This window comes from Limnohabitans sp. Rim8, assembly GCF_945869175.1.
Classification (GTDB): domain Bacteria; phylum Pseudomonadota; class Gammaproteobacteria; order Burkholderiales; family Burkholderiaceae_C; genus Limnohabitans_A.
On sequence record NZ_CAMBNZ010000061.1, the window covers coordinates 1 to 18,140 of the forward strand.

Here is an 18,140-nt window from a genome sequence, read left to right on the forward strand (position 1 = left end):
TGAGCACGGCCTTCATCACGGTCATGAGCGCAGGCATCCCCGAATAACGGAAAATCGCCCGGTAAAGTCCGAACACAATGAACAGGGGCAAAGCAAAGGCCACGGCGCCAACAAAGGCCGTGAAGTGTGCGGGCGACCAAGCCGTCCAAGTCTCCAACCGCAAGTTAAACGCCATCCACACCGTGATGCCGCACACAAAGGCGTCAGCCCCCAAAGCCAAAGCCCGCTTCACGGGTCTGGACAAGCTCAGGAAAAAATCAGTCAGAAAAGAAATATTCATGGCAAAACAGTCGGCATCGCCCTTGGTTTCAGCCGCACGCCTGAGCCATGACCTTGCGAATCGCTTGACACGTTTGAGCCATTTCGTCCCGTGTCAAGGTCGGGTGGGTCAAAAACATGATGGCCGTTTCACCCAACGCTTTGGCCACAGGCAAACGAAGCGCTGGTCGCCATCCCGTCCCATCAAACGCTTTTTCCAAATACACCTCAGAGCAAGACCCTTGGTAACAAGGCACGCCTTCGGCCATGATGGCCTCCATGATACGGTCACGCGTCCAACCCGTTGCCAAGCGCTCAGGCTGGACATAAACGTAACATTTGTACTGGGCATGCTCACAAGCGGCACCCGCTGTGTCACAAACGCCAGAGCAACTGCTACAGCTGATTTTCGGCACGCGTAAAGCAGCAAATTCGGCGCAAGCCGCCCGAATGGTCTGTGCATTGCGTTGGCGGGCGATCGCCCAATCGCCCATGCGCCGCAACTGAATTCGCCCGATCACCGCCTGCATCTCCAACATGCGCCAATTGGTGCCAAAACGCTCGTGCAGCCACCGAAAACCTGGAGGGTGCTGGCGCGTGTACACCGCCTCGTAGCTTTTGCCGTGGTCCTTGAAAGACCACATGGTGTGCCACAACGCCTCATCGTTGGTCGTCACCATGCCACCCTCTCCACCGGTGGTCATGATCTTGTCTTGGCAAAAACTCCAGGCGCCCACATGGCCTATGCTGCCAACAGGCCGCCCCTTGTAGCGGGCGCCATGCGCCTGAGCGCAATCCTCAACGACTGAAAAACCACGCTCGGCCGCCAGCGCCATGATCGGGTCCATGTCGCAAGGCCAGCCGGCCAAATGCACACACACCACCGCCTTGGTCCGCGGCGACAACACGGCTGAAATGGTGCGTGCCGACACATTCCCGCTGCCTGCCTCAACATCGGCAAACACAGGCACGGCACCTGCATTCACCACGCAAGAAATGGAAGCGATGAAGGTACGCGGCGTGACCACCACCTCATCGCCCGGACCCACGCCCAAAGCCTTGAGCGCCACGTCAAGCGCCAGCGTGCCATTGGCCAAGGCCACAGCATGCGCGGTACCACACCATGCGGCGAATTCTTTTTCAAACTCGCGGGTCTCCGTACCGGTCCAGTAGTTCACCTTGTTCGACAAGAGCACGCGGTGCACCGCGTCGGCCTCTTCGGGGGTGAAACTGGGCCAGGGGGAAAAAGGTGTGTTCAGCATGGCATGTCTTCAGTTCTTGATCAGGGGTCGGGCCGGATTGCCCACCACCGTGACCTGCGCAGGCACGCTCTGGGTCACCACAGCGCCCATGCCCACCACGGCGCCACGACCGATCACCAAAGGCTTGCCAGGCAAGCCCTGCTTGATCACCGCACCCGCACCAATGTAGGCATGGTCTTCAATGTGGACATGGCCGTTGCACATCACGCCCGGGGCAAAGGTCACAAAATCGCCCACCACGCAATCGTGCTCGACATAGCTGTAAAGGTTGGCATGAAAATGCCTGCCAATCCGGATGTTGCTGGTCAGCGTGACAAAGGGACACAACACAGCGCCCTCGCCGATTTGAACATCGTCCAATTGCACCACATTGGCTGCTCGCGCCTGGAAAAACCCCACCCCATCGGTGGCGCAGCGCTGCACCAACTTCTCTCGCACCTGGCTGTTGGCAATGGCCACATTCATGTGGCGTGAGCTGGCGGGCTCACTCAACCACTGTTCATAAGTCAGCACCCGATGCCCGTTCACCACAGACGCTGGCGGTTGGTCGTCGACAAACACCAAATCACACAGCCCACGCTCCAAACTGGCTTGCAGTTCTTGGCGAACCAAGGGCAAGACACCCCGGCCACAACCATTGACGCCGTAGATGGCAAAACGTTTCATGACTTGTCGCCCTCAAATTTCGGCATCGTCGCCTCGCCCTGCGCGTTGATGCCGTCGCGCACCAACACCTTGCGCACCGTCATCCACAAGATGCGGACATCCAACCACAAGCTGGCATGGTCAACATACCAAACATCGAGCACAAATTTATCCTCCCAGCTGATCGCATTGCGGCCATGGACCTGGGCCCAGCCGGTGATGCCAGGCCGCACTTCTTGGCGGCGGGCTTGCGTGGGGTTGTAAAGCGGCAAATACGCCATCAGCAAAGGACGAGGACCGACCAAACTCATATCGCCTTTCAAGACGTTGAACAGCTGCGGCAACTCATCCACACTCCACCTTCGCAAGAGCTTGCCCAAAGCCGTCAAGCGTTGCGCATCAGGCAAGCATTGTCCATGGGCATCATAGGCATCCAACATGGTGCGAAATTTGTACATCCTGAATGGACGTCCCCCCAGACCCGGCCGCTCTTGAGAGAACAACACGGGCGAGCCCATCCTCCAAAAGATGAGCCCAGCCACCCCCAACAGAACAGGCGCAAGCAGCGTCAATGCCACACCAGACAAAAGACCATCCAATGCTCTTTTCAAAGTCATGGCTTACAGGCTCGCCACAAAGGCTCGCGAATCAAAATGGCGCGGGCGGGGTGCACCGCTTGACACATGGTCGTAAACATCGGCCACTTCTTTGGCGGTTCTGGCCACATCAAACATGGTCGTGACCAAAGCAGCGCCACGAACTGCCCCTTCACGCATCATGCCAAGTTGGTTCAAGGCACCAGAAATGGCCCTCGCCAAGGCTTCAACATCACCTGGTGAAACCAGTTGCCCCGTCACGCCATCGAACACCACCTCGGGCAAACCCCCCACCCGAGCCGCAATGACTGGCACACCCGCCTGCAACGGCTCCACAACGCCGCCACAGTTTTCAGACGATGGAACGTGCACGGCCAGATCGAAATCTTTCCATGCCGCAGACACTTCTTCTGAAGCCAAGTGACCCGGCATCAAGATACGGCCAGCACCGGCACTGGCTGCACGTCTTGCCAAACTTTTTTGGTAGCCGTCGCCTCCGCCCCATTGGCTACCCACCAGCACGCCGGTCACATCATCACGCGTCTGGCAAACCAGCGCCAGCGCGTCAATCACATCTTCATGACGCTTGAGACCGCGACTCTGTCCAAGGTACCACTTCGGGGGGTAGATGTGGTTGATGTTGCCCACCACCCATTGATTGGAGGGAATACTTAGGCGCTGGCGCCATTGGCCCTGCTGCTGTTTGTCCGCCATCAGCGGGGGCGACACCCATTGATTGCCGTAATAACTCAAGAAAACCCTGTCTTGTGCCACACCATGTGAGGTGTAGAGGGACTCGATGTAGCGACTCGAGGCGATCCAGAGATCCGCCGGTCCCGCCGTTCGCAGTTCCCAGCGGCGAAACAAGGCGTGTTCAAGGTGCAAGGGGCCAGGTACTTGGAAAATTCTGGGCGTGGGGTGGTCACGGCCCAAAGCCATCCGCAGCATCACGGTGGTTCCAAAAAAATGGCTGTGAATGATGTCTGGCTTGACTTGCTCAACCAGACGCCGGATCTGCTGAAGCATCTCTGGCAGCCGCCAAATGCATTTGACCGGAACATCGACAGGCATCGCGTGCAAGACTGCCCCTGTTTCGCGCCAAGCTGCGATAAAGCGACCCGACAATGCAGGCAGCACAACGTGCACCTCAAAGCCCCGGGCCACCAACTCACGCACCTGGTCAAGGGCCCACCGGGCACCATCCACCGTCTTGACGGCGTGCAGGATACGCATCACTTACACCCTTTCGGCGGTGTAGAACGCTTCATGGTGATCAACATGGTGCTGAGTTGTTCACACCATCAAGCTGCACAGACCCATGGAAAGCGGCCCCCAAACAGCCAAGGCCAGCAGTTGTCCGGCAACCACCGAATCGTTGCTTTCCATGATGCTTTCCTTTTGATCAAAATTCCTGGAGATCTTTGGGTCCAAATAAAAAGACATCAACAAAGTGCCCAAGGCGTTGATGATACCCACCAGTTGGTAAATCACCGCAGACTGCTCTTGAAATTCCGCACCAAAAATATTGATGAAAAACAGGGATGAACCATATACGAAGTACACCCAAGAGGACGAGTAAATCAAGGTCTTTTTAAATTGGAAAGAAAAATCCACCACCCCTTTGCCCCGCATGGATTCATGAGGAATGTATGGATGCTTGAACACCGCAAAGAACACAGATCCGCCCACCGAGTAACCCTGTATCAAATGGATGAAGTAGCTGATGATGGGGTATTTGAATATTGAAACCAAAACAACCGTCATGGCACCAAAAAAATAAGCGGCAAAAATCGTGGGGTACAAGCTGTCGCCTTGAAGTGCAATCCAACCCAACAATGGAGGATAAGACACCACAAACACCCTCTTCAGGGTATGCACCATGATGGAGAAGGTGTAGCCCAGTCCGTTTTGATTTAAAAAAGCGCCACCTACCCTGGGCAACAATGCAATGGCATCAAACAATGCATACAAAGAGAACAACAAAATGACCAGTGCTGATGTCATTTAAAGTGAATCAATATTTTTTGTAATTATTTATAAAATTCGGCATTTTTCATCCCCTGCCCATTTTGATCTTTCACCGCCAGTTGAGGTTGAAAATCAATCGGCCACTCAATCGCCAAGTCGGGGTCATTCCAAACCAAACTTCTTTCATGTTCCGAAAACCAATAATCTGTAGTTTTATAGAGAAATTCAGCCGTTTCACTGAGGACGACGAAACCATGGGCAAAACCCGGTGGGACCCACAGTTGCCGACGGTTGCTTTCACTCAAGTGCACGCCCACCCATTTGCCAAAATGGGGGGACGACTTGCGCAGATCCACGGCCACATCGAAGACCTCACCTTGGACAACCCTCACCAGTTTGCCCTGCGGATGTTGGATTTGGTAGTGCAAGCCACGCAACACACCCCTGGCTGACTTGCTGTGGTTGTCTTGAACAAAATGAACATGGAGGCCGGTTGCCTTTTGAAAGTCTGATTCGTTGAAACTTTCATAAAAGAATCCCCTCGCATCACCGAAGACCTGCGGCTCCAGAATCATGACTTCAGGAAGGACCGTGGGTGTCGAGGTGTAGGGCATACAAATGAGGGCGTCTGGCGGATACAGGATTTATTTTTTGAGCAGTTTCAGCAAGTACTGCCCATAGCCATTTTTGGACAATGGATGGGCAAGGGCCAGAAGGTCGTCAGCCGAGATCCAGTGCTGATGAAAAGCGATTTCTTCCGGACAAGCGACCATCAACCCTTGCCTTTTTTGCAAGGTGGCAATGAATCCAGCCGCCTCCAGCAAACTGTCATGCGTGCCTGTATCCAACCAGGCATAACCTCTGCCCATGATCTCCACGTTGAGCTGGTTTTGTATCAAATAGCGTTGATTGACATCGGTAATCTCCAATTCGCCGCGCGCGGAGGGTTGGATATCACGGGCGATGTCACACACTTGGTGGTCGTAAAAGTACAAACCAGTGACCGCAAAATTGCTCTTCGGGGACTTTGGCTTTTCTTCGATGCTCAAAGCTCGCTGCTGGGCATCAAAATCAACCACCCCATAACGCTCAGGGTCCTGAACATGGTAAGCAAAGACACTGGCACCTGTGCTTTGCGCATTGGCATTGCTCAGCAATTGAACGAGATCGTGCCCATAAAAAAGATTGTCTCCCAGCACCAAGGCACTGGGGTCACCCTGAATAAAGTCTTTGCCAATGATGAAGGCTTGGGCCAAACCATCGGGTTGGGGCTGCACAGCATATTGGATGTTCATTCCCCATTGCTGGCCATCTTTCAACAAATCCACAAACCTGGGCGTGTCTTGCGGGGTGCTGATGAGCAAAACGTCCCGGATACCGGCCAACATGAGCGTTGTTAACGGGTAGTAAACCATGGGTTTGTCGTAAACAGGCATGAGTTGCTTGCTCACGGCCTGAGTCACAGGATAAAGCCGCGTTCCTGAACCGCCAGCGAGAATAATGCCTTTGCGATGTGCCATGTGTACAACTGACTCCAATCGTTTTGATTCAACCACTATTTTACAAAGAGGCCGATGAACCAAAACGGCGATCTCGACCCGTAAACCATTCCACCGCTTGGAGCAGCTGTTTTTTTGAAAAGTCGGGCCACAGGTCATCTGTGAAAAACATTTCTGCATAGGCCGCTTGCCAAAGCATGAAGTTACTGACCCTGGACTCGCCTCCGGTGCGAATGAGCAAATCCACTTCGGGTGCGTTGTCTGTGCTCAAGAAAGCGCTCAAACCCTCTTCTGTGAGGGACTGGAGGCTCTGCTCGGGGTGTGCCTGCTGCCAAGCCTTGACCGCTTGGACCATGTCCCATCGGCCACCGTAGTTGGCACAGATGGTCAAGGTGATCCGGGAATTGGATGCGGTTTCTCGCACGGCCTTGGCAATCAGGTCTTGCAACACAGGGGCAAACCGGCGGGTATCGCCCACGACCTTCAGGCAAACCCCATGGTCATTCATGCTGTCCACCTCTTTTTGCAAATAAGAGATGAACAAGCCCATGAGGCTAGACACCTCTTCTTCCGGCCGTTTCCAGTTTTCGGTACTGAAAGCGAACAAACTCAAATAGGGCACACCCAATTCAGCACAGGCTTTGACGATTTCGCGGACTTGTTTGGCGCCAGCGGCATGACCCAGTGCAGCAGGAAGAAATCGGTTTTTCGCCCAACGACGATTGCCATCCATGATGATGGCAATATGGCGCGGTAGCGGATTGGGCAAAGTGAGTTTGGACAATTCGTTCGATACAGTATGACCAGCACTTGGGGTGCTGCAGGTCACACACCCATTAAAAAAGGCGAAGTCTCGAAAAACTTCGCCTCATGACAGTTGCATGAAAATCAGGCAATGACGAATGGTGAGCGCTCTTTGCCATCAATCCACTTGGGCGCTTTACCTCGACCCGTCCAAGTTTGACCTGTCGCAGGATCACGGTATTTGGCTGCGACCTTACTCACGGCTTTGGTAGTAACAGATTTAGGGCTGCGACCTGGAAAAACATCTTGCGCCGTCAAACCAAATTCTGCGACCAATTCACGCACTTTGGCGACGGCGGTCGAAATTTCGTTTTGGCGAGCTTGCGAAATGGCTTGCTCCAAGGCTTCACGTTGGGCCAATAACTCTTTGTAGCTGACAGTCATATTTGTTCCTGAGTAGATAAAGAGTGCGAATATACACGATTTATGAATCGAAAATCAGTGACCACCTATTTTTTGACTGACAGTCATGGGTATATATTATTGGCAATTAAATTAATTTAATCTGTTATTTGTATCGTTTTAATGATTTGTGTCAAATCATTGAAATTGAATACCCGATCCACCTTGACGGGGTATCGCGGTCACCTTGTCAATGCGTCGTCCCTCCAGGTCAATCACCTTGAATTGCCAATCACCCAATTCAATGACTTGTCCTTTGGCGGGGAGTTGACCCAGCACATACATGAGCAGGCCCGCTAGGGTGTTGTAGCGGTTTTTGTCTTCGGCTGGCAACTCTTTGATGTCCAAACGGGCTTTGAGTTCATTGACCGGCATGATGCCGTCGAGCACCCAACTGCCATCGGCATTTTGGGTGGCCCATGCTTCGGCATGGGTGTCGGACTTGAGTTCTCCAGTGATCGCCTCCAGCAGATCCAGTGGCGTGAGCAGGCCCTGCACTTCGCCGTACTCGTCCACCACAAAAAGCATGCGGCTGGACTGGTCACGCATTTGCTCGAGCAATTCCATACCGGTGAGGGTTTCGGGCACAAAGTGGGCGGTTTGCGCGTGGTTTTCCAAAGCGCGTTCGTCGTCATGTGGCAACGCCAGCAGCTGCGACAAACTGATGACGCCGATGATGTGGCCGAGGCCATCTCGGCAAACCGGGTACCAAGAATGGTTGCCTTCACCACGCATCTGGTTGATGCGGTCCATGGCTTGCTGGGGCGAAAGATGCGCTTCAAGCCATTGGATATCGCTTCGCGGCGTCATCATGGACGTGAGCGCGCGGTCGTCCAAGTGAAACACGTTGCGCACCATTTGGTGCTCATGCTCCTCGATCAGGCCCGCGTCCACGCCCTCCACCAAGCTGGCGGTGATTTCTTCTTCGGTCACAGCGCGGCTGCCTTTGCTGTCGATGCGCATGAGTTTGAGCATGCCTTGCGTGGACAAAGAGAGCAATTTGACAAACGGACCGGCCGCTTTGGCCAAACCGGCCATAGGGCGGGCCACGATGCGCGCGACAGCTTCCGGGTAAAGCTGGCCAATGCGCTTGGGTACGAGTTCGCCAAAAATGATGGTGGTGAAAGTGATGATCGTGACCACAATCGCTGTGGCAGAAACAGCCGCAACCGGTTCGGTCAAGCCCCATTGCATCAACTGCAGGGCCAAACCACCGCTGAAGGCGGCTTCGCCCACGATGCCGTTCAACACACCGATGGAGGTGATGCCCACCTGCACCGTCGACAAGAACTGGGTGGGCTCTTCGAGTAACTTCAACGCTGCAGTGGCTCCTTTGTCCCCCGCCTCGTCCATGGCGGCCAAGCGGGCTTTTCGGCTGGAAGCCAACGCCAACTCGGACATGGCAAAGACACCGTTGAGCAGGGTGAGGAAAACGATCAGTAAAAAATCCATAAACGCCATTGTGCCAAGAGTGGCCCGAATGGGAATTTGGGACAATCCCGCCCAGAGGTGCTTATGGCCATTTATTGGGTAGGGGATGTGCAGGGATGCGATGCGCCATTGGGGCGCTTGCTGGACGTGGTGGATTTTTCGCCAAGCCGGGACACTTTGTATGTCTTGGGTGACTTGGTGAACCGGGGCCCTGCGTCGGCTCAGGTGCTGCGGCGGTTGATGGCGATGGGTGAGTCGGCGCAATGCGTGCTGGGTAATCACGACTTGCATTTGCTGGCTGTGGCCGAAGGCGCTGGTCGGCTCAAACCGATGGACACGCTGGACGGCATCTTGCAAACATCAGACCGCCATGCCTTGCTGGAGTGGCTGCGGCACCAGCGCATGGCCATTTGGTCGCACGGCGTGCTGATGGTGCATGCGGGGGTGTTGCCATCTTGGACCGTGGCGCAAACATTGGCTTTGGCAGGCGAGGTGGAGTCGGTCTTGCGCGGGCCTGATGGGCGTGATTTCTTGCACCAGATGTATGGCAACAAGCCTGCGGCATGGCGCGAGGATCTGACGGGCCTGGACCGCTTGCGCGTGGTGGTGAATGCGCTGACCCGCCTGCGCTTTTGCTCGGCCGAGGGCGAGATGGAGTTCAACGCCAAAGAAGGGGCCGATGCGGCGCCTGCGGGTTTCATGCCTTGGTTTGATGTGCCGCTGAGGCGAACGGCCGACGTGACCGTGGCCTTCGGTCATTGGTCGACCTTGGGGCTGCTCAAGCGCAGCGATGTGTGGGCACTGGACACGGGTTGCGTGTGGGGCGGGTGCCTGAGCGCCATGGGCCTGGATGCCGATGGGCAGACCCAGCTGATTCAAGTGAAGTGCGAGCAGGCGCAACGGCCCTTCAGCCCCCAGGTTTGAGCAACACCAACAAAGCACCGGCCCCGCCTTCTGCGGGCTTGGCCTGAACAAAGGCCATGACCTGGTTCTTTTGAATCAACCAGCTGTGGACCTTGGGTTTGAGGACCGAGGTTTTACCGGGCGAGCCCAGCCCTTTGCCGTGCACCACACGCAGACAACGCAGACCTTGACGGTGTGCGATGCGGATGAATTCGGCCAGGGCCACACGGGCTTCGTCGCTGCGCAGGCCGTGCAAATCGATCTCGCGCTGGATGGACCAGCCGCCTTTGCGCAGTTTTTGGGTCACATCGATGCCGATACCCGGGCGCCGGAAGCTCAAGGCGTCGTCGGTGTCGAGCAAGGTGCTGACGTCAAAGCCATCGCTCAAGGCATCGCGCAGCACCGCTTCTTCGTCTTTTTGCCTTTGAGCGGCTACAGGCGCTGGCGCGGGCGGCTGGATGCGGGCTTGGTCATCCACGGGCATGCGCTTGACCACCCCAACTGCACGGGCGAACAGGTTGGCCTCGGCTTCTCGCTGACGAGCAACAGCCATGCGGGCCGCCTCTTCAGCTTGAGCTTTTTCATGGGCCTCGGTCAGTTTTTTCTGGACCTTTTTCAGGTCTTGCAGGGAGTTGATTTTCACGCCTGTGATCGTGCCACAAAAGGGCATGGCTGGACGGGCTCAAGCCCTTTCTCATATTCGGCTGCGGGGGCATGCGCCTGCAAAGCGGCTTCAAGCACCGCGGTTGCGCATCCAGTCGGCGGTTTTGAAAAAACTGCCATTCAACCGTTCGCGCAGCACAGGGTCGACTTGGGTTTCTTGCATGGCCTGGTCCATGCAAGCGAGCCATTGGTCACGCTCAAGGACACCAATCGTAAACGGCATGTGGCGCATGCGCAGGCGCGGATGACCAAAGCGCTCGGTGTAGTGCTCAGGGCCACCGAGCCAGCCCGTCAAAAACCAACAGAGTTTGTCACGCGCATCATTCAAGGTGCTGCCGTGAGCTGCTCGCAGTTCTTGGTAGCTGGGCTCCAGGTCCATCAGATCGTAAAAACGGTCGACCAAAGCCCGCACGCGAGGCTCGCCGCCAATCCACTCGAACGGGTTTTCAAACGGGGGCTTGTCTTCGATGTCCATGGTGCTTATTGTGCAGGTAGCTGTGGACAGGATTGACTCAATCCGTCGCTTGCCGCAAGGTTTGCATCACGGGCTGACGCAGCACGCCCGCCAAGCTGAGGGTGCCGGCCGCCCAAGCCAGCAAAGCGCCAAGCGCCCCGCCGGCCAAAGGGGCCCACAAAGGCGGTTGCCAGGCAAACTCAAAAGCAAAACGGGCCAAGGCCCAACCGACCACCAAGGCCATGGTGCTGGCCATGAAACCCGCCAGCCAACCCAGACCCAGCAGCTCGGTGCGCTGCACCTGGGCCAACAAGGCGCGCCCGGCCCCCAGCGCCCGCATGATGGCGTACTCGCGCTCTCGGGCTTGGCGGCTCGCGCCTACGGCGGCGAGCAGGACCATCAAGCCAGCGGCCAAGGTGAAAGCGAACAAATACTCCACCGCACGGATGACCTGGTCCATGACGCGCTGGACCTGGGCCAAGGTGCTGCGCATGTCGACATTGGTGATGTTGGGAAACTGGTTGACCAGCGCGTTGTCAAAACCCGCTGAACCCTGGGGCGAGCGGAAAGCGGCCATATAGGTCATGGGCAGGTCGGGCATTTCCGAGAGCGGAAACAAAATGAAAAAGTTGGCCCGCATGGATGTCCAGTCCACCTTGCGCAAACTGGTGATGCGGGCTTCGCGGATCTGGCCTGCGATGTCAAAGCGCACCTGGTCGCCCAACTTCAGGCCCAGGGTGTCGGCGATCCCCTGCTCCACACTCACCCCATCGGCTTCTTCGGCGGTCCACCGGCCTACCGTCAGCGGGTTGTGGGCCGGTAAGGTGGCTGAGTGCGAAAGGTTGATTTCTCGGTCGATCAGGCGTTTGGCGCGGTCAATGTCAAAGTCATTGGGCCCCACCTCGCGGCCGTTGATGGCCACCAAGCGACCCCTGATCATGGGAAACCAGTCAGGCGATTGCACGCCGGCTTTGTTCAGGCTGGCCAAAAAGTCCTTGGCTTGCTCGGGTTGCACGTTGATCACAAAACGGTCAGGCGCTTGGGCCGGTGTGGCTTGCCGCCAGCTGGCAATCAAGTCGGTACGCAGCAGCACCAGCAAAGCCAAGGCGAGCAAGCCCACCGACAAAGCGCTGACCTGCACCACGGCAAACACGGGCCGAGAGGCCACCTGGCGCGTGGCCAGACGCAACCAGCGAGGTGCTTTTTCGTCGGGCAGCGTTCGCCGAAGCAACCACAGTGCCGCTGCAGCCAGTCCGGCAAACAACAGCAAGGCTACAGCGAACCCACCCACGGTGATCAGCCCCAAGGTCAGGTTTCGGCTGACCATGAGCAGCGTCAGCGCAAAACCCACCAAACCCATGAGCAAAACCAGGCCCGAGCGCACCTGCAAGCCACCCAAATCTCGGCGTATGACCCGCAACGGCGGGACCTGCGCCAATTGCAGCACTGGTGGCAAGCCAAAAGCCACCAACAAGGTCAGGCCCATGCCCATGCCCATGAAAGCCGGCTGCCAAGTGGCTGAAGGCAGTTGTGCGTCTACCAATCCCGCCAACAGCAGCACAAATCCCAAATGGACACCATAACCTGCCAAAACACCCACAGCGCTGGCCATCAAGCCAGCGCCTAAAAATTCCAGGCCGTAACTCAAAGTGAGCGTGCGCTGGCTTTGCCCCAAGACCCGCAACAAAGCACAGGCATCGAGCTGTCGCTCGGCGAAGCTGCGGGCCGCCAAGGCCACCGCCACGGCGCAAAGCAAGGCGGCCAACAAGGCCACCAGGTTTAAAAATTGCGATGCCCTGTCCAAGGTCTGGCGCATTTCGGGGCGTCCGGTGTCCAAGGATTCGATCTGAACGCCACGGACATGGGTCAATTCCACCTCGGGCCTGGCCCACTTCACAAAGCGATCTGCAGCGGCTGCATCACCCGCCACGGCCATGCGCCAAGTCACGCGACTGGCCGGTTGTACCAAGCCTGTTGAGGCCAAATCGAACACATTCATCATCACCCGAGGGGCAAAGGTCATGAAACCGGCGCCCCGATCGGGTTCTCGATCAATCAGCGCCGAGATACGGAAACTGCGCTCTCCCAGCGCCAACATTTGCCCCAATTGCACACCCAAGTTCTCGAGCAAAGCTGGATCAACCCAAACTTCACCCACAGCGGGAATACCCAGATTGGTGACAGGATCAGTCAGAGCAAGCGGGGCACCCTTGGCCACAACAGCGGGTGCTATGAGGTCAGGTCGCACCCACAACTGGCCACGCAAGGGGTAACCATGCTCTACGGCCTTGAGGGCCACCAAACGACTGCCTCCCCCTTGCTCGGCGCTGGCACGGGCCATGGTCGGGAAACTCACATTGGTGTTGGTTTGCAAACCCATGCTTTGGGCTTGCTGCACAAAGGCCGCCGGGGTATTTTGATCGCTGACGACCACCGCATCCCCGCCCAGCAGTTGGCGGGCATCGCGCCACAAACCGGATTGCATGCGATCGGCAAGAAAACCGACCGCCGTCAGCGCGGCCACCGCCAGCGTCACCGACAGCATCAGCAGGCGCAACTCACCCGCACGCAAGTCACGCCACAAATTACGCCCACCCAGCCGCAGGCCGTGCATCCATCCTTGTTGGTTCATGCCCGAACCTTACCGCACAAGCCATTCACGTCGTGGCGAAGGGCATTTTTAATCCCGTCAAAGATTCGGTTGTGGGTTGCTGCCTTCTAAGGGGAAAGGCAGGGGGTGTTTCTTGGGCGCGGGCCCTGGCTCGCGAAGAGGCCTCAAACCAACTCAGGTTGCCAGATCAAGCGCTCAGGGGCGCTGAAACACAAGAAACGCTTGTGGGTGGCACGGCCAATGGCGCAAAGGCCCAGGCGATGGGCGACATCCAGCCCCATTTGTGTGATACCGCTGCGCGATACGACCACGGGCACGCCCATTTGGGCCGATTTGATCACCATCTCGCTGGTCAAACGGCCTGTGGTGTAGAACACCTTGTCTTGGCCGTCCATATCGTTCATCCACATCCAACCGGCGATGGTATCCACCGCGTTGTGTCGGCCCACGTCTTCGACAAACATCAGCATCTCGTCCCCCTGAAACAGCGCACAACCGTGCACCGAGCCTGACGATTTGTAGGTGGTCTCTTGCAAGCGAATGGCGTTCACCAAACCATACAACTGCCCTTGCGTGATCTGGGCCGGAGGAAGTTGGATCTCGTCGATGTGGGCCATGAGGTCGCCAAACACGCTGCCCTGACCGCAGCCGGTGGTGACCACGCGGTCGGCGCTGCGCTCGATCACCACCTGGGCGTTGGCGCGGGTCTTGACAGCGGCCACACCGGGCTCGCCCACCTCGCCTTCGCCAATCGTCCAGTCCACCGTGATCGACTCGATTTGTTCCACCGAATCAATCAGGCGCTGGTTGCGCAAAAAACCCAGCACCAACCACTCAGGCTCAGCGCCGAGCGTCATGAGGGTCACCAGTTCTTTTTTGTCCAGGTAAATCGTCAGCGCTCGCTCAGCTGGAATTTGTGTGTCCGAGATTTCGCCGAACTCATTGCAAACAGACACACTGCGCGTGAGGGGCGCACGCGCTCGGGTGGTGTGGGGTTTTTGGGGGGCCGACGCGGCCTCAAGGGCATTCAGAACAACAGACATGGCTTGAGCCTAACGTAAAAATCCCCCGCCGTGACCGACGGGGGATTTTGCGATGACGTTGATAAAAGGATCAGCCTTTTTTGGCAGGTGCGGCAGCGGGCTTGGCTGCAGCAGGTGCTGGGGCAGCGGCAGGTGCAGCGGCGGGCGCTGCAACCGTCACCTCAGCGGGTTTGTAAGCGCCCGGGTCCACACAAGCGGGAGTGGCCGTGGGCGCTGGCTTGCCTTTGCCGTTGGTTTTGTAATAGTGATCAGCCGCTTTTTCGCGTGACTTGCACAACTGAAAGTCGGCCACTTTGTTGCCATGCGCCGTTTTGGCAGCGGCTTCGGCCGCTTTGGCTTTGGCTTCGTCACTCAGGGCTGGCAATTTGGCCAAGGCGCCAAAACTGATGGTCAAGGCAGACAAGACAAGCAGGTATTTTTTCATGGTGTTCTCCTGACTCAAACCGAAGCCGTTTTAGCCGGTGTTGCTGGTGTAGGGGATGCAGGCACAGAGCGTTGGGCAGGAATCTTGCCGGACTTGACGTCGTTGTACCAAAGTTCGTGGTGCTCTTTGGCCCAAGTTTCGTCGACATAACCTTCGCGCATGGCTTTGTAAGCGCCGCGCATGCCGATCGTGCCCATGTAAATGTGGCCAATGAACATGGCCATCATGAACAAAGCCGCGACACCGTGGATCATGGCTGCAATTTGCATGGTGCCGCGTTCGTAGATCAGACCGGGGATGAGCATGTCCAGCACCAAGCCAGAACCCACCACAATCAAGCCAAGGAACAACACACCGCCCCAAAAGACCACCTTTTCACCGGCATTGAAGCGGTGAGAAGGCACTTCGGTGCCCGAAAACAAGCCGCCACCTTTGGCAATCCAAACCCAATCTTCTTTGCTGGGCAGGTTGTCTTTGAGGAAGGTGACAAACACGATCACCAGGGACACGGCAAACAGAGGACCAGCAAAGTTGTGGATGTTTTTCAAAGCGAAAGTCAACCAGCCAAACAAGGCGCTACCAATGATGGGCAGCAAAAAGAACTTGCCATAAGCCATGACGATACCGGAGATGGCCAGAGACACGAAGGCAATGGCATTGGACCAGTGGGCTGAGCGCTCAAACGGCGTGAACCGCTCAATCTTGCGGCCCGTTTCCTGGCCGTGCAATTCCATCGTACCTTTGCTGAAGTAAAACAACGCCATCGCGCCCACAGCGATCAGCAACAAGGCCGCGCCATAAGGAATGATGATGTTGTTGCGCACCTGACGCCAGGATTCACCGGCTGATGCCAGACGCGAGCCGGGGTATTGCACAAAAGGCTGGATCAGGTTGCCTGCTTCAGGCGCTTGGCTTTTGGGCAAACTTATGTAACCGGTCACGCCCTGCCCCACCGCACGCCACATGGGCGCGTTGTTGCCGGGTTGGACCTGGCCTCGTTCGGCGTTGGTCTGGTCCTTGTACTTTGGATCGGCGTCGGCTCCCGGCGCGATCTGGAAGATGTTGGCGCTTTTAACGCCCAAGCTGTTGTCAGCTGCGGCGGCAGTGGTCGGGGCCGCAGAGGCCGGGGCCTGCGTTTGGGCCACAGCGCCCAAGGTCCACAGGGCCAGACCGATGCTCAGTAAGAAGTGGCGCATGAACTTCTCCTTGTGGCTCACTTGGGAGCACGGGCGTGGTCGTCTTGACCATAACTGGCACGGGCTTTGAGGTGGTTGGCCCAGCCGTCTTTGTCGCCGGCTTTCCAGCCCTGGGCGGTGTAGACCGCCACACCGGTGCCGTTTTGCACGGGCTTGTCAGAACCTACACCAGGCTTGTCTTGAGAAGTTTCGCCGCACGCCACCAGCAAAGCCGCGCACCCAATGGTGAAAATGGTTTTTTTCATGCTCAGGCTCCTGGCTTGGCTTGGTTACCGTAAGCGGTGCCCCAGCCCCAAACTTCGGCGCCTTTGCCTCGGGCCAGCACGCGACCGCGCAGGATGTCGGCGACCACATCGCCGTCGCCCGCCAGCAAGGCTTTGGTCGAGCACATCTCGGCGCAGGCGGGCAGCTTGCCCTCAGCCAGGCGGTTGCGTCCGTATTTTTCAAATTCGGCCTGGCTGCCATGCTCTTCGGGGCCACCGGCGCAGAAGGTGCATTTGTCCATCTTGCCGCGCAAACCAAACGTGCCGTTGGACGGGAACTGCGGCGCACCAAACGGGCAGGCATAAGAGCAGTAGCCGCAGCCAATGCAGATGTCCTTGTCGTGCAGCACCACGCCTTCCTCGGTTTTGTAAAAGCAATTGACCGGGCATACCGCCATGCAAGGCGCATCCGAGCAGTGCATGCAGGCCACCGAGATCGACTTCTCGCCGGGTACACCATCATTGAGCGTGACCACGCGGCGGCGGTTCACTCCCCACGGGACTTCGTGCTCGTTTTTGCAAGCGGTGACGCAGCCGTTGCATTCGATGCAGCGCTCTGCATCGCAAATAAATTTCATTCGTGCCATCGTGTTCTCCTGGAGCGCTTAGGCTTTTTCGATGTTGCAGATGGTGGTCTTGGACTCTTGCATCATGGTGACGCTGTCGTAACCGTAGGTGGTGGCGGTGTTGACCGCCTCGCCGCGCACGATGGGCGCTGCACCCTTGGGGTAATGCGCCAGCATGTCGGCGCCTTGCCAACGGCCCGAGAAGTGGAAAGGCATCCACACCGTGGCGGTGTCCACTCGCTCGGTCACCATGGCCTGCACGTCCAGACGAGCGCCTGTGGCGCCTGTCAACCAGACGCGGTCGCCGTTGCGAATGCCCCGGTCTGCTGCTGTCTTGGGGTGAATCTCGACATAGGCCTCTTGCTGCAACTCGGCCAACCAGGGATTGGCGCGGGTTTCCTCGCCACCGCCCTCGTACTCGACCAAGCGGCCAGAGGTCAGTATGAGCGGGTATTTCTCGTGCACTTTGTCCGCGATGTTTTTGTCCTGCACGGTCTTGAACAAAGTGGGCAGACGCCAGAAGGCCTTGCGGTCGTCGTGCGTGGGGTACTTGGCCATCATGTCCGGACGGGTGCCGTACAAAGGCTCGCGGTGCTGAGGGATAGGATCCGGGAAGTTCCAGACGACGGCTCGGGCCTTGGCGTTGCCAAAAGGATGGCAGCCGTGTCCTTTCATGAACACGCGGATCATGCCGCCAGATGAATCGGTCTTCCAGTTCTTGCCTTCGGCCTTGGCTTTTTCGGCCTCGGTCAGCTCGTCCCACCAACCCAATTTCTTGAGCAAGATGTGGTCAAGCTCGGGGTAGCCGGTGGTGATGTCTGCGCCCATCGAATGCGAACCGTCTTCGGCCAGCAGGCTTTTGCCTTCCCGCTCCACACCGAAGTTGGCGCGGAAGTTTCCGCCGCCGTCCATGACGTGCTTGGAGGTGTCGTACAGATTGGACGAGCCGGGGTGCTTCATCTCGGGCGTGCCGTAGCAAGGCCATGGCAGGCCAAAGTAATCTCCGGTGAAGTCGTAGCCGGTTTCCTTGTCCTTGCCGCCCTTGGCCTTGAGGGTTTTCACGTCGAACAGGTTCATGTTCTTCATGTGCGCCTTCAGGCGCTCTGGGCTTTGGCCGGTGTAGCCAATGGTCCAAACGCACTTGTTGATCTC

20 protein-coding genes and 1 pseudogene are annotated in these 18,140 nt (G+C 57.3%); 1 reads left to right on the forward strand and 20 read right to left on the reverse strand.

What is annotated here, in order from left to right:
• The 11 genes and pseudogenes from Q0O19_RS09865 to Q0O19_RS09915 all read right to left on the reverse strand — a co-directional run.
• Positions 1 to 280: pseudogene (locus Q0O19_RS09865) on the reverse strand (polysaccharide biosynthesis protein); the annotation flags it as partial.
• A gap of 28 nt (positions 281 to 308) precedes the next feature.
• Positions 309 to 1,520 carry a DegT/DnrJ/EryC1/StrS aminotransferase family protein gene (locus Q0O19_RS09870; RefSeq protein WP_295522494.1) on the reverse strand — a complete coding sequence of 404 codons (1,212 nt, stop codon included), beginning with the start codon at positions 1,518 to 1,520 and terminating at the stop codon, positions 309 to 311.
• 9 nt (positions 1,521 to 1,529) lie between these two features.
• Positions 1,530 to 2,186: an acetyltransferase gene (locus Q0O19_RS09875; RefSeq protein ID WP_295522496.1), complete on the reverse strand. Its 657-nt coding sequence runs from the start codon at positions 2,184 to 2,186 to the stop codon at positions 1,530 to 1,532.
• Positions 2,183 to 2,782: a sugar transferase gene (locus tag Q0O19_RS09880; RefSeq protein ID WP_295522497.1), complete on the reverse strand. Its 600-nt coding sequence runs from the start codon at positions 2,780 to 2,782 to the stop codon at positions 2,183 to 2,185. The genes Q0O19_RS09875 and Q0O19_RS09880 overlap by 4 nt, the downstream gene beginning before the upstream one ends.
• A 3-nt stretch (positions 2,783 to 2,785) precedes the next feature.
• Positions 2,786 to 3,994 (reverse strand): glycosyltransferase family 4 protein, encoded by a 1,209-nt coding sequence (locus Q0O19_RS09885; RefSeq protein ID WP_295522499.1) that lies wholly within the window; start codon positions 3,992 to 3,994, stop codon positions 2,786 to 2,788.
• Positions 3,995 to 4,054: 60 nt separating this feature from the next.
• Positions 4,055 to 4,765, reverse strand: coding sequence for a hypothetical protein (locus tag Q0O19_RS09890; RefSeq protein WP_295522501.1), 711 nt, complete (start codon positions 4,763 to 4,765; stop codon positions 4,055 to 4,057).
• A gap of 26 nt (positions 4,766 to 4,791) precedes the next feature.
• A complete protein-coding gene (gene rfbC, locus Q0O19_RS09895; protein ID WP_295522502.1) occupies positions 4,792 to 5,343 on the reverse strand; it encodes a dTDP-4-dehydrorhamnose 3,5-epimerase in 552 nt (183 codons plus the stop codon).
• A 30-nt stretch (positions 5,344 to 5,373) separates the two neighbouring features.
• Positions 5,374 to 6,249 (reverse strand): glucose-1-phosphate thymidylyltransferase RfbA, encoded by an 876-nt coding sequence (rfbA, locus tag Q0O19_RS09900; RefSeq protein WP_295522547.1) that lies wholly within the window; start codon positions 6,247 to 6,249, stop codon positions 5,374 to 5,376.
• Positions 6,250 to 6,289: 40 nt separating this feature from the next.
• Positions 6,290 to 6,961 carry a polyprenyl diphosphate synthase gene (uppS, locus tag Q0O19_RS09905; RefSeq protein ID WP_295522504.1) on the reverse strand — a complete coding sequence of 224 codons (672 nt, stop codon included), beginning with the start codon at positions 6,959 to 6,961 and terminating at the stop codon, positions 6,290 to 6,292.
• Positions 6,962 to 7,116: 155 nt separating this feature from the next.
• Positions 7,117 to 7,416 carry an H-NS histone family protein gene (locus Q0O19_RS09910; protein ID WP_295522506.1) on the reverse strand — a complete coding sequence of 100 codons (300 nt, stop codon included), beginning with the start codon at positions 7,414 to 7,416 and terminating at the stop codon, positions 7,117 to 7,119.
• Positions 7,417 to 7,572: 156 nt separating this feature from the next.
• The gene (locus Q0O19_RS09915) at positions 7,573 to 8,886 is read right to left on the reverse strand and encodes a hemolysin family protein (RefSeq protein ID WP_295522508.1); all 1,314 of its coding nucleotides are present in this window, start codon (positions 8,884 to 8,886) and stop codon (positions 7,573 to 7,575) included.
• A 63-nt stretch (positions 8,887 to 8,949) separates the two neighbouring features.
• On the opposite strand from Q0O19_RS09915, the gene Q0O19_RS09920 reads away from it, so the two are divergent.
• A complete protein-coding gene (locus tag Q0O19_RS09920; protein WP_295522510.1) occupies positions 8,950 to 9,789 on the forward strand; it encodes a symmetrical bis(5'-nucleosyl)-tetraphosphatase in 840 nt (279 codons plus the stop codon).
• Here Q0O19_RS09920 and Q0O19_RS09925 read toward each other — a convergent pair.
• The 9 genes from Q0O19_RS09925 to Q0O19_RS09965 all read right to left on the reverse strand — a co-directional run.
• Positions 9,773 to 10,411 carry a Smr/MutS family protein gene (locus Q0O19_RS09925; protein ID WP_295522511.1) on the reverse strand — a complete coding sequence of 213 codons (639 nt, stop codon included), beginning with the start codon at positions 10,409 to 10,411 and terminating at the stop codon, positions 9,773 to 9,775. The two genes, Q0O19_RS09920 and Q0O19_RS09925, sit on opposite strands and share 17 nt — an antisense overlap.
• 90 nt (positions 10,412 to 10,501) lie before the next feature.
• Positions 10,502 to 10,906, reverse strand: a complete 405-nt coding sequence (locus Q0O19_RS09930; protein ID WP_295522513.1) for a group II truncated hemoglobin — start codon at positions 10,904 to 10,906, stop codon at positions 10,502 to 10,504.
• Between the two features lie 37 nt (positions 10,907 to 10,943).
• A complete protein-coding gene (locus tag Q0O19_RS09935; protein WP_295522515.1) occupies positions 10,944 to 13,517 on the reverse strand; it encodes an FtsX-like permease family protein in 2,574 nt (857 codons plus the stop codon).
• A 143-nt stretch (positions 13,518 to 13,660) separates the two neighbouring features.
• Positions 13,661 to 14,539 (reverse strand): formate dehydrogenase accessory sulfurtransferase FdhD, encoded by an 879-nt coding sequence (locus Q0O19_RS09940; protein WP_295522517.1) that lies wholly within the window; start codon positions 14,537 to 14,539, stop codon positions 13,661 to 13,663.
• Between the two features lie 70 nt (positions 14,540 to 14,609).
• Positions 14,610 to 14,963: a hypothetical protein gene (locus tag Q0O19_RS09945; RefSeq protein ID WP_295522519.1), complete on the reverse strand. Its 354-nt coding sequence runs from the start codon at positions 14,961 to 14,963 to the stop codon at positions 14,610 to 14,612.
• A 14-nt stretch (positions 14,964 to 14,977) separates the two neighbouring features.
• Entirely contained in the window at positions 14,978 to 16,159 is a 1,182-nt protein-coding gene (locus Q0O19_RS09950) for a formate dehydrogenase subunit gamma (protein WP_295522521.1), read from the reverse strand.
• A 17-nt stretch (positions 16,160 to 16,176) separates the two neighbouring features.
• The gene (locus tag Q0O19_RS09955; RefSeq protein ID WP_295522523.1) at positions 16,177 to 16,404 is read right to left on the reverse strand and encodes a hypothetical protein; all 228 of its coding nucleotides are present in this window, start codon (positions 16,402 to 16,404) and stop codon (positions 16,177 to 16,179) included.
• Positions 16,405 to 16,406: 2 nt separating this feature from the next.
• Complete coding sequence (gene fdh3B, locus Q0O19_RS09960) at positions 16,407 to 17,009, reverse strand: formate dehydrogenase FDH3 subunit beta (RefSeq protein ID WP_108351624.1); 603 nt, start codon at positions 17,007 to 17,009, stop codon at positions 16,407 to 16,409.
• Between the two features lie 18 nt (positions 17,010 to 17,027).
• On the reverse strand, positions 17,028 to 18,140 hold a 1,113-nt coding region (locus Q0O19_RS09965), incomplete at its 5' end, for a formate dehydrogenase subunit alpha (RefSeq protein ID WP_295522544.1).